The sequence below is a fragment of the Pseudomonas sp. RW409 genome (assembly GCF_003184125.1).
Taxonomy (GTDB): domain Bacteria; phylum Pseudomonadota; class Gammaproteobacteria; order Pseudomonadales; family Pseudomonadaceae; genus Aquipseudomonas; species Aquipseudomonas chlororaphis_I.
In genome coordinates this window covers 391,361-403,403 of the sequence record NZ_QHHP01000042.1, presented here as the reverse complement: position 1 = coordinate 403,403, position 12,043 = coordinate 391,361, and the positions used below count along the sequence as shown (strand labels likewise).

General features: G+C 58.4%; 9 protein-coding genes. 1 reads left to right on the top strand and 8 read right to left on the bottom strand.

Going from position 1 to position 12,043, the window contains the following annotated elements:
• Nucleotides 1–4: 4 nt before the first annotated feature.
• The 8 genes from ispH to idi form a co-directional block, all read right to left on the bottom strand.
• Nucleotides 5–934, bottom strand: coding sequence for a 4-hydroxy-3-methylbut-2-enyl diphosphate reductase (gene ispH, locus DK261_RS28810; protein WP_028683941.1), 930 nt, complete (start codon nt 932–934; stop codon nt 5–7).
• 99 nt (nt 935–1,033) lie between these two features.
• A complete protein-coding gene (locus tag DK261_RS28805) occupies nt 1,034–2,068 on the bottom strand; it encodes a Rieske 2Fe-2S domain-containing protein (RefSeq protein ID WP_232539777.1) in 1,035 nt (344 codons plus the stop codon).
• A 121-nt stretch (nt 2,069–2,189) separates the two neighbouring features.
• Entirely contained in the window at nt 2,190–3,365 is a 1,176-nt protein-coding gene (locus DK261_RS28800; protein ID WP_110177181.1) for a hypothetical protein, read from the bottom strand.
• 264 nt (nt 3,366–3,629) lie between these two features.
• A complete protein-coding gene (locus DK261_RS28795) occupies nt 3,630–4,790 on the bottom strand; it encodes a terpene synthase family protein (protein ID WP_110177179.1) in 1,161 nt (386 codons plus the stop codon).
• Between the two features lies 1 nt (nt 4,791).
• A complete protein-coding gene (locus DK261_RS28790) occupies nt 4,792–5,820 on the bottom strand; it encodes a Rieske 2Fe-2S domain-containing protein (RefSeq protein WP_103331241.1) in 1,029 nt (342 codons plus the stop codon).
• A gap of 21 nt (nt 5,821–5,841) precedes the next feature.
• On the bottom strand, nt 5,842–6,789 hold the full coding sequence (locus DK261_RS28785; RefSeq protein WP_110177177.1) for a cyclopropane-fatty-acyl-phospholipid synthase family protein: 948 nt from the start codon (nt 6,787–6,789) through the stop codon (nt 5,842–5,844).
• A 25-nt stretch (nt 6,790–6,814) separates the two neighbouring features.
• Nucleotides 6,815–8,740 carry a 1-deoxy-D-xylulose-5-phosphate synthase gene (gene dxs / locus DK261_RS28780; RefSeq protein ID WP_110177175.1) on the bottom strand — a complete coding sequence of 642 codons (1,926 nt, stop codon included), beginning with the start codon at nt 8,738–8,740 and terminating at the stop codon, nt 6,815–6,817.
• A 57-nt stretch (nt 8,741–8,797) separates the two neighbouring features.
• Nucleotides 8,798–10,213, bottom strand: coding sequence for an isopentenyl-diphosphate Delta-isomerase (gene idi / locus DK261_RS28775; protein ID WP_016702938.1), 1,416 nt, complete (start codon nt 10,211–10,213; stop codon nt 8,798–8,800).
• Between the two features lie 495 nt (nt 10,214–10,708).
• Between idi and ispC the strand changes: the two genes are divergently transcribed.
• Nucleotides 10,709–11,956, top strand: a complete 1,248-nt coding sequence (ispC, locus tag DK261_RS28770; RefSeq protein WP_009048993.1) for a 1-deoxy-D-xylulose-5-phosphate reductoisomerase — start codon at nt 10,709–10,711, stop codon at nt 11,954–11,956.
• The last annotated feature ends 87 nt before the right edge of the window (nt 11,957–12,043 follow it).

Sequence of the window (12,043 nt, the reverse complement as noted above, 5' to 3'; positions counted from 1 at the left end):
CGTCTCACTGGCGGGCGATCAGCCCGGCCGGCAGACGAAACTGGACCTGCTCTTCAGGCCCCGGCAGGCTCGTGATATCCAGTGGTGCGATGCGTGCCAGGGCCGCCAGCACATCGTCGATCATGGACTCCGGCGTCGAGGCCCCAGCGGTAATACCGACGGTCGGTCGCTGATCGAACCACTCGCGACGCAACGCACGGCCATCGGCAATCAGGTAGCTGGGAATGCCGCTTTCGCCGGCGATGTCGCGCAGGGTCACGGAGTTGGCGCTCTTCTGGCTGCCGACCACCAGCACCAGGTCGACACAGGCACTCAAGGCCCGCACGGCGACCTGGCGGTTCTGTACCGCGTAACAGATATCCCGGGTGTCGGGGCCGACAATCTGCGGGTAGCGCCGACGGAGCGCTGCCACGACCTGACGGGTGTCGTCGACGCTCAAGGTGGTCTGGGTGATGTAGGCCAGTGGTGTATCGGCCGCAAACTCGAGCGCCTCGACCTGGGCCACTGTCAGCAAGACCGTCACCTGTGCCGGAATCTGCCCCAGGGTGCCGAGCACTTCCGGGTGCCCGGGCTCGCCGATAAGAATCAACCGATAGCCGCGGGCCGCGTACTGACGGCCCTGGTTGTGCACCTTGCTCACCAGCGGACAAGTGGCGTCCAGCACCCGCAAATGGCGTTGGCGGGCCTGGTCTTCGACGACCCTGGCCACGCCATGGGCGCTGAAAATGACCAGCGCATTCGCCGGTACTTCATCCAGTTCCTCGACGAACAGCGCACCCTTGCGCCGCAGGCTATCGACCACATGCTGGTTGTGCACGATCTCGTGGCGCACATACACCGGGGCACCCTGCAGCTCGAGTGCCTGCTCGACAGTCTCTACCGCCCGCACCACGCCTGCGCAGAAACCGCGGGGCTGGGCAAGGATGATTTTCATGGCGATCCCTCAGTCGGTTGTTGCCGCACAGTGTTGGTCTGGCGTGAAGACTTGCCGGGCGTTCATTCCACCCCATAGCCCTGGAAGCATTGAATGAGGTCACTCGGTCAATTTCGCAGAAATTTTTTGCGCAGTCTGTTCCGCTCCGCGGATATCTAACTGTGGTTCGACTTCATGGGGATAAAACCGGGACGCCCAACGTCGGTACGCCATCAATGCGCCCTCGCCAGCGATCAGTTTCGGATCCACCACATAGCGTCGGTTGTTCCAGATAGGAAAGTCGTCACTGACCACTCGCACGAACCAGAGGTGTGCAAGCTTGATCAGAAGGGCATACGCAGGCTTGCGCAGAATGGCCGGGAACCTGTCCAAGTATGCAACGCGAACGATATCGGACCAGCGGAATGTCCACTCCAAAGGGCGCGTCTGAGTGGCAAACCCTCGGGTCTTTACTTGCACCCCGAAGCGCGGCATTTGGCTTTTTACAAGTACGTATCCAAGGCCATGACTTGTAACGTGCATGTGTAACGGCACCCCGCGCCAGCGAGCACTTAGATTGAGCTCCATCTTGGAGCTGTCTGTCTGGTGGGACATGGCGACGTCCGTGAACCCATGGACCCAGGCAAAGTGCAGCATATCCGCGCTATTTTCGATCATGTCCTGGGCATACCCGGCCAGGTCGTAGCGGCTATAGGCGGGAAGGGAGAACCCGGTGGTGTCGAGCTCCGGTATTTCCCAGTCAGGCGGGTATCCGCCGCTACTGTTCCATACCAGTACTACGCCATTGGATTCACGTGTCTGCTTGTGGGGCAATTTTGCACAAGGCGGCTTTTGCCCGATTCCGGTGCGTATGCAATGGCCTTCGGGGTTGAATGCCAAGCCATGAAACGGGCAGACCAGATTCTCGCCTTCGACTTTGCCACCATGCCCAAGATGCGCTCCGAGATGTGGGCAATATGGATCGACGGTGCGCACCTGCCCCGATCGAGTGCGGTACACCACAAGCTCCTGGCCCATGAACGGCAACGCAAGAACGGCTCCCTGCTTGAGTTCATGGCTGAAACATATCGCGAACCAACCATTGGCATAGGGCAATGGCTGACGTGTGTCGACGCTGGATTGGCGCTGATTCATGTGCACTCCCAGGCTTTTCAGGCCGCATATCAACGGCTGCCAATCTGCAGAGGGCATGCATCTTCAGTCCTTGACTTGCCGATGCTCCAAGTTCTGCTCAGCCGTTGTTTGATCGATGTGTTCAGCCCCGCTGTTGCTTGTAGACATAGGGCACTTGACGGGCGTTGAACTCACGCCCAGCTTGTCTGGCCGCTGCAACATGATCATTGGGATGGAACTTTTTGACAGGTGCAGGACGAGCAGGGTCGTAGTCCCACCACCATTGAATCGACGGTATGGGAACCGGATCGAGGCTGTGATCATGTGACTGGTCGGTACTGTGGCCACCTTCGTAACAAGGCGTGGGGTCTCCGGGGCCCAGAATGCGATAGCGCTCATCCATTCGATGCCACTCGAGGACGCCTGTCTGATAATGAATCAGCGCTTCAATATATTGTTCGACCTCGGCAGAGGCGTCCTGAAGCAGTTGTTCGCGCAAGCGGACAAACAAACCGATAATCCGGTCGTGCATCACGTTGAACCATGCCAGTGCTTGCCGCTCGGTGTAGTTGAACTCCCTCCTTACGGCATCGATGAGGTTGTGTCCACGCTCGTCGAGGCTGGCGCGCATACTCTCTTTCGCGTAGGAAAAAAACTCGTTTTCCCATACCACGAGAGTGGCTGCCATTTCCGTCATCGCCACTATCCGGCGGTCAAGAAACTCTTCCTGGCTAATATCGATACCGGCAACAACATGGGTAAGGCTCGGAAAAACCATCCCGCCGCCGCCCGTCAGACGCATGAACGTAGACTCATTCAAGCCGGGCGAAAGGGACGCCGCCTTGATCATTTCGATCATGAAATAGCCTTTTTGGGCTTCAACCACACGATTCACCTGAATGGGAGTGGCGTGTTGCTCGAGGCGGATGCGCAGTTCTTGCATGGACAAGGCATAACGGTCATCCGGGGCGACGGGGAACTCCGGGCATTCCAATGCCCGGTTCATTCTTGCGAATGCGACGATCATGTCCTCCGGCTTCTTTGTAACCGGGCTTTCATCGCACCACTCATCGTCCCAGGCAAAGGCCCACGCCATCCAGTCGGATGCGATCTGAATCAATTCGTCAGTGCCTTTGGGGTAGGCCAGTGATGCCAATACTCCCCAGCCAGGCCGAATCATTCTCTGTCTCTGTTTATCATCCCAATAGAGCTCCCAGTGTTGCAGCCAGTCCGCCGTGCATTGGTCGAACTGGTCGGCCTTTGGGTGTTGAGTGTGTGAAAAAGGGCAATAGATACTAGGTAACGTAATAATTGCCATGACACTCTCCTTAATTATGAATAGTCCTAGGCTGAATAGAGGGAAAGTGCTCCATCCATAACGCAGACTGGGCATCGGTGTGCTCGGAATCAGGATGAATGGCACTGGTGATGGGACGGTGGACTGTTTCATTTCCCTCTCCTTGGAACAAACCGACAAACCGAGTACATCATCAGGTTTTATATCGGGTCGTTAGGGTACTGCTGGGTTTTCGTCCGGTTATGCACGATCTTGTGACGCACATACATCGCTACGCCATACAGCCTAAACACTCGCCGGACGATACTTAAGGGTAGCCCCATCTGATGCTTGTTTATTGAGTGGGTCGTATTCCCACCACCATCTCACCCCGTCTATATCAATGGGCTTTGTGTTGCTGAAGACCTCCGGTGGTTGTGGCGCTGTTAACTGTCCTCCTACAAAAATATGGTCATCTATGTTGCCGCTCAATGACTTGTATCGCCTGGTATTTTGCGACCAGACAGTCGCGCCAACATAGTAGCGAATAACAGATTCAATATAGGCTTTAACCCCTTCGGAGGCATAACTGTCTACCTCAGCCTTCAAACGTAGAAAAAGACTTAGCAAGCGCAAACGCATTTCCAGATAATCTTCAACAGCCGAGTCGAAACTGCACTGGTTTTCGCGCATCATCACCCGGATCAAATTGTGCTCTTTATAGTTTGCCCCTCGCTCCATCTCCTTGCTGAAGGCATGGGGTTCCGTTTCCCAGGCCATTAAGCTGGAGAGCATTTCGAATAGCGCTCGCACACGCCGATCTTCATATTCCCGCTGGGTAATATCGATATCGGCAATAGCATGTCCCAATGCCGGAAATGCCCAGGCCCCACCGCCGGTAGCCCGCATAAAAACACAATCGCTGACAGTAGGCGTGGCATTGGTCGCTTTCCACATCTCCGCCATCAAATAGATACGCATGGCTTCGACAAACCTGCCGGTCTGCTCCGGCTTGGCATACTTATCAAGGCGAATACGCAAGTCCCGGGCAGCCAATGCATAACGATCGTTGGTCAGTTGGTATTCCGGAGATTCGAACTGCCGCCAGATTTCCACCGATGCCTGTATGAGTTTATTCGGGTCTCGGGCAATCGGCCCCTCGTCGCAATATTCATCATCGTAGGCAAAAGCCCACATGCAAAAATCAACACCAACCTGCAATAACTCCTCCGTCCCAGTCGGATACATCATGGCACCCAACCAACTACAGTGAATGTTTGCCAGGCGCTGACGCTGAATCTCGTCCTGATACAATTCAAAACGATCCGCATAGCCCCTGGTGACCCGCTCGAACGGACTATGATCGTAAATATCCAGATCAAGAAACGGACTCGGATTTCCAGGGCAATAACTCGGGTGCACGGCAAACGAGAAGGGTTGAGGTAGCGGGGGAAGTTTGATAGTCATTTCATGATTTTCCTGTTGGGTAGAACTGTGCGGACCAGCGGCGATAGATGGCAATGTTGCCTTCACCACTCATAAAGTGCGGGCGCTCCATATATTTCCGGTTGTTCCAGATTTCGAAGTCCTCCTGTACCGTTTTCACAAACCAGCGATGAGCATAGGGCAGCAAAATGGTGTAGCTGATGTAGCGCAGAAAACGAGGAAGTTTTTCTATTTTTGCAATATGGAGATCGTCGCTCATTCTCAGCGTCCATTTCCGCGGTGCGGTTTGTGTTCCTGTCACTTGCGTTCGAGCAATCAACCCCAAGCGCGGGAATGACGCTTCACCGAAGGCAAACCCCAGGCCATAGCAGACGATTTTCATACTGACCTGCTGACCAAGAAACTTGGCTTGCATAATGTAGGTCATCTTTATGCCGTCCTCTTGATGTTGAGTGTCAACGTCTTGAAGTCCGTGCAAGTAAGAAAAGTGGAGAACATCGGAACTGTTTTCTGTCATGTCCTGACAGAGCCCTTGCAGGTTGAATGTCTTGTACCTTCTCTGAGAAAAACCTTCTGGATGCAATATCGGCAACTGCCAATAGGGAGGGAGAGAGCCTTCATGGCACCAGATAAATATCCCGCCATTGATTTCGGTCGAGTAACGCTGCGTCAACGCGGCGGTCGGCGGCTTTTGGCCACTGGGGATCCCCACACAAATGCCATCTGGGTTAAATGCCATCCCATGAAAAGGGCAAACCAGCTCCTCCCCGACAATATTCCCGCCATGCCCCAGATGGGCACCAAGATGGGGGCAATAAGGGTCAATGGCTCGGGCAATACCGGACATGGTTCGATATATAACCAGCTCCTGCCCCATAAACGGGACTGTCAGTACCTGTCCGGGTTTCAGGTCATGGCTGAAGCAGGCGCAGAACCAACCATTGGGGTAGGGCAACACCGTTTCTTCCAGGCCGGTTTCGCTGCGCTTGCGCCCAGGCAAGAAGGTGATGGGGACGATGCTGTCTTGCTCTACCATCGAGAACACTTCCATGATTAATCTCCGGTCGCTGCCCTATTTTTTGCAGACAATCACGCTATAGGTCGAGACCTTGTTCTTGAGCAGCGCCACCGACCAGTTCTCCGCCAGCACCCGCAGTTCCTCCAGCGCGCCCGTGACCCCATGGGGAAATAGCTCTTTGTTTTCGATGTTGGCCTTGGCGTCCATCAACCAGCGGGCGACATCGATATTGGCCGGCAGGACCCGCATGTCATGGAGGGTGAAACCGCTCTGTTCGAGCACATCGCGAAAGTACCCCGGCGCCTTGCGGTGCTTGCAGGCCAGCCGGTCGACCTCGTCCGGGGTATCGGAGGTATAGGCTTGCGGCGGAGTGTTGTAGAGGTTGTCCGAGATGATCACGCTGCCGCCCTGGCGAACCCGGCCGGCAAGGGCGCGCATGGCGGTTTCGTACAGTTCGTCGGGGAAGTGCGAGATCACTCCGCGAATGATCACCAGGTCATAAGGCTCATCCGCGTCGGGCAACAACTCGATGTCCTTGGCATTGCATAGGTAGAGATCGATCCGCTCCGACAGCCCTTGCTCGGCGTGAAACTTCGCGCAGTACTCCAGCTGGCGCCGGCTGACATTCACCCCGTCCAGGCGCTGGCATTCCGGGAAACGTTCGGCCAGGTACTTGAGGATGTAGCCCCAGCCACAGCCGATATCGAGAATGCGCCTGAGCGGCGGCCGATCGGGCTCTTCCAGGCCGGCCAGTTTCAGTTGTCGCTCGAAATAACGAATTCCCGATTCGTCGAGGCTGATTGGCGGCGTCGAGCGAGGATCGTCATAGACTCCGAACTGGAACAGGATGTAGTTGCCAATGGCCTTGCGCCAATCTTCGGGGCTGTCTCCGTAGGTATAAACGACCTTTTCCTGATAGGTATCGACACTGGAACCCTGGATGACGCGATACGGCAGACGGGTTTCATCGGCGATGGCTGGCTCTCTGGCTTGAATGCTCATGGCTGTCTCCTTGTGAAGATTCACTTCAGGCTCTGGCACGCAGCGAAAGCCTGTCCGTTGCGTGGTCACTGACCGGGTCTTGCAGACTGTGCTCGACGAGGAAAGCGTGGATCGATGCGCTGATGCCCTCGGCATCGAGGCCGCAGAGCCCGAGCAGTCTTTCCGGCGCGCCGTGCTCGATGAATTGATCGCCCAGGCCCAGTTGCAGCACGGGGCGCGAGAGCCCGGTGGTGGCCAGATACTCCAGGCAAGCCGAACCGGCACCGCCCATCACGCAACCTTCTTCCAGGGTGACCAACAGGTCGTGGTTGCACGCGAGCCGCTCGATCAGGGCGCCGTCGAGAGGCTTGATAAAGCGCATGTTGGCGACGCTGGCATCGAGGGTTTCGGCCGCACCCAGCGCGGGTAGCAGCATCGAACCGAAGGCCAGGATGGCGATGCGACAGCCCGACGACTGGCTGGAAATCCGCCGCATTTCGCCCTTGCCCAGTGCCAGCGGCGTCAGCTCGGAGCGGGCCGCGATCCCGCTGCCGACACCCCGTGGGTAGCGCACCGCGCAAGGACCGTCCTGGAGCAGGGCGGTATGCAGCATCTGCCGGCATTCGTTTTCGTCCGCCGGGGCCATCACCACCAGGTTCGGCACGCAGCGCAGGAAGGCGATGTCGAAGGCACCCATGTGGGTCGCACCATCGGCGCCGACGATGCCGGCGCGGTCGATGGCGAGCACCACGGGCAGGTTCTGGATCGCGATGTCATGAATCAACTGGTCATAGGCCCGCTGCAGGAACGTCGAGTAGATCGCCACCACCGGTTTCAGCCCCTCGCTTGCCAGGCCGGCGGCGAAGGTCAGCGCGTGCTGTTCGGCAATCCCGACATCGAAGTAGCGCGCGGGGAATCGTTGCTCGAATTCCACCAGCCCCGAGCCTTCGCGCATCGCCGGGGTCACCGCGACGACCCGCGCATCCCGTTCTGCCTCATCGCAAAGCCAGCGGCCGAACACCTGGGTGTAGGTCGGCTGGCTGGCTGCGCCGGGCAGGATGCCTTGCACCGGGTTGAACCTGCCCGGGCCGTGATAGAGCACCGGGTCGGCGGCGGCCGGCGAGTAGCCGTGGCCCTTTTGCGTGACGATGTGCAGCAACTGGGGCCCGCGCAGGTCCTTGAGCGCTTGCAGCGCCGGTATCAGTTCGTCCAGGTTGTGACCGTCGATGGGGCCGCTGTAGTTGAAGCCCAAAGCTTCGAACAGCGTGGCCGAGGTCATCAGGCCCTTGACCTGGGTTTCGGCGCGATGGGCCAGCTCGCGCAGGACCGGTGCTTCCTGCAGCAAGTGCTTGATGCGTTCCTTGACCGCCACCGCACAGCGCTGGGCGGTGAGCTTGCCGAAATAGTGCCGCAGGGCGCCGACGGGGGGCGAAATCGACATGTCGTTGTCGTTGAGGATCACCAGCAGCGGCAGGTCCTGGTACAGGCCGGCGTTGTTCATCGCTTCGAATGCCATGCCACCGCTCAAGGCACCATCGCCGATCACCGCAATGCTGTGCCGTGGCTCGCGACTGTGGCGTGCCGCCAGCGCCATGCCCAGCGCGGCGGAAATCGAGGTGCTGGAATGGGCCGTGCCAAAGGCGTCGTATTCCGACTCCTGGCGCCTGGGGAAGCCGGAAATCCCGCCCAACTGACGAATGCCGGCCATGGCCTCGCGGCGTCCGGTAAGGATCTTGTGGGCATAGGACTGATGGCCGACATCCCAGACGATCCGGTCCCGTGGCGTGTCGAACACATAGTGCAGGGCGATACTCAACTCGACGGTGCCCAGGTTCGCGGCCAGGTGCCCACCCGTGCTCGAGACGCTATGCAGGATGAACGCCCGCAACTCATCCGCCAGGGGAGCGAGGGCCGCACTATGCAGGGCGCGCAGGTCGGCCGGGGTGTTTACCGTGTTCAGTAGCTCGAACATGCTGGGATTCCTTCCGTTGAGCCATGCCCACGTATTCCCGTGAGCGGGGAGAGCGAGTCAGTGCAAGCGGTTGATCACCAGGTCGGCCAGCTCGTGCAGCTGCTCCGCACGTTCAGCCAGCGGCTCGAGTGCCTGGTGCGCGCGCTCGTCCAGTTGCCTGACGAGTCGTCGCGAAGGCTCCAGGCCAAGGAGCGAAACGTAGTTGGGTTTGTGGTCCTGGGCATCCTTGCCGGCGGTCTTGCCCAGGGTCGCGGTGTCGGCCGTGGCATCGAGGATGTCGTCGACCACCTGGTACGCCAGGCCGATCGCGGCCGCGTAGCGATCCAGGGGCTCGAGGTCGAACGGCGCGCCCTCGGCACACAGGGCGCCCATGCGCAGCGCGGCCCGGATCAAGGCGCCGGTCTTCATCCGGTGCATCTGCTCGAGCCGGGTGAGGTCCAGCGCCTGACCGACACTGCCGATGTCGATCATCTGACCGCCGGCCATGCCCAGTGAACCGACCGCCATGGCCAGCTCACCCATCAGCAAAGCCTGACGCTCGGCCGCCACCGGCACACGGCGCAAGGTGATGAATGCCTGGGACTGCAAGGCATCGCCCACCAGAATCGCCGTGGCCTGATCGAACTGCACATGCACGGTGGCACGGCCATGGCGCAGCTCATCGTCGTCCATCGCGGGCAAGTCGTCATGGACCAGCGAGTAGACGTGCATCATTTCCAGCGCGGCCCCCACCATGTCCAGCGCCGCCGGGTTGGCTCCGGCGGCCAGGCCGGCAGCCTGGCACAACAGTGGGCGCATACGTTTACCACCCCCCAGCACGGCGTAACGCATGGCCTGGTGCAGGGCCGATGGCAAGGTTTCGGAGGAGGGCAATTGCTGCTCGAGCATGCGTTCGGTGCGCTCGACGATGGCGTGCCGCCACGCATCGAACAGGGCGCTTCGCGCCTGCTCTTGCCAGGCGCGCAAACCGATGATTCCGTGGCGTTCGAAGATCCGGCGAAACCAGATGCTGAAGGTCTGTGGCGCCTGGCTGAGGCGCTGGGATACTTGCGCCAGGCTCAGCCATTGCCAGGCGAGCGCTTCCTCGGGATTGGCGACCGGATCCTGCTGGCAGATGCCGGCGAACACATGGTCGTATTCATGCTCGATCAACTGGTTGGAAACCTGCTCATGGTAGAGCAGCTGGGAGACGAGCCGCAGCTCGCATTCAAGCCCCATTTCCTCGAACAGCCGGCGCCTGGCCGCGGCCTCGGTGGTCTCGCCGCGACGTGGATGGCCGCAGCAGGTATTGGTCCACAAACCCTGAGAGTGATACTTGCCCAGCGCCCGTTGCTGTAACAGCAAACGGCCCTGTCGATCGAAGATGAAAATCGAGAAAGCCCGGTGCAAGAGCCCTTGCTGATGGATATGCAGCTTTTCCGCAAACCCGGTCTGACAGTCGTCTTTATTGACCAGAATAAGTGTTTCTTCCATGAAACCTCCGATACAACTCCATAATTGTGCTGGCAATTTTTATTGCGTAAAGCGCATGACAACTATATCGGGACAAGACTTTGTCGAGATGAGACTTTTTATGCGATGTAACGTGAGTGCTCACATTAGGCAGTTTCCAAAGCGCTGCAAGAGTGCGCCCTATAATTTTTAATTTCAGGCTGCGATGGTTTTATTTCGAATGCTCGAGTCTGCTAGATGCCTACATTAATTCAATTTTTTGCTCGATAGAACAATTGGCAGCGCTTTGTAATTCGCTTATTTCGATTTATTCAGCGGCTGCACTGGCTAATGGATTTTGCCTTGCTAGCCTTGGCAAACCGGAAATCCGGGTGCCCGGCGCCGTTGCCAGCGAGGCAACATTCGAGTGCGGTTTTTTTACTGCCATTTTTTAAAGTGATCGTTTCATTGTTCTAAGTAAGTTGCTGTTTGTTCTGTAAGAACATGGATTAACTTTCTACTTCAGGACGATAAATCATGTCGCAGCGGCTGTTTGTTCTCGGTTCCACCGGGTCTATTGGCGACAATGTGCTGGATGTCGTCGCGCGCAATCCGCAGACGGCCGTTATTCATGGCCTGACGGCACATCGCAACATAGGAAAACTCTATCGGCAGTGTTTGAAGTTTCGTCCGGCACTGGCGATTGTCAGTGAGCCGCACCACGCCATCGAACTTCAAGCCAACTTGCAGGCAGCCGGGTTGAATACCGAAGTTCAATGCGGGGCACAGGCTCTGTGTGCGGCAGCCTGTGCCGCCGACTGCGACACGGTGGTGGCCGCTATCGTCGGCGCAGCCGGATTGCCGCCCACTTTGAGTGCCGCGCGGGCCGGGAAAAAGATACTTCTGGCCAACAAGGAAGCCCTGGTCATGTCCGGTACGCTGTTCATGGAAGCCGCGGCGAATTCGGGGGCGACCATCCTGCCGCTGGACAGCGAACACAATGCCATTTTCCAGTGTCTGCACGGCGCACAACGGGCTTCCGGAGACGTGCAGCGACTGATCCTTACCGCGTCTGGAGGCCCGTTCAGGAATCGCCCGTTACAGACATTGGATCAGGTCACTCCGGACGAAGCCTGCGCCCATCCGAACTGGCGCATGGGGCGCAAGATTTCCGTCGACTCGGCGACCATGATGAACAAGGGCCTGGAGCTTATCGAGGCGCGCTGGCTGTTCGATATTCCCGCCGAACGCATCGAGACATTGATACACCCGCAAAGCATCGTTCACTCGATGGTGGTCTATCGCGACCAGTCCGTGCTGGCGCAACTGGGCAGTCCGGATATGCGCATACCGATTGCCCATGCGCTGGCCTACCCCCAGCGTATCGATTCTGGTGCCGAACCGCTCGACCTGGTGAAAGTCGCCACGCTGACCTTCGAAGCACCCGACCTGGCGCGGTTTCCGTGTCTGGCCCTGGCCCTTGAAGTCATCCGTGAAGGCGGGGCGATGAGCACCGTGCTCAATGCCGCGAATGAGGTGGCTGTGGAGGCCTTTCTCACCCACCGTATCCGCTTCACCGATATCGCCCGGGTCGTTGATGAGGTCCTGCAAAAAATACCCGGTGCAGCAGTGACCAGCTTCGACGAGGTCATGGACATCGATCAACACTCCAGGCGTATCGGGAGCGCGGTCGTGCAGCGTGTTTGCCGGATGCCGCACTCAAGTCCCAGCCTCTATGCCGCGTCCAGCGCGGCGGCGGTGAGTTTCCTGCAAGGAGGCCGTTAGAACCTCGGGTGACTCGCCTGCAGCCGGTGTTACCGCCAGCACCTGTTCTGCGCACCATGAGCCCCGTCCTGGGGCGTTTTCACTCGC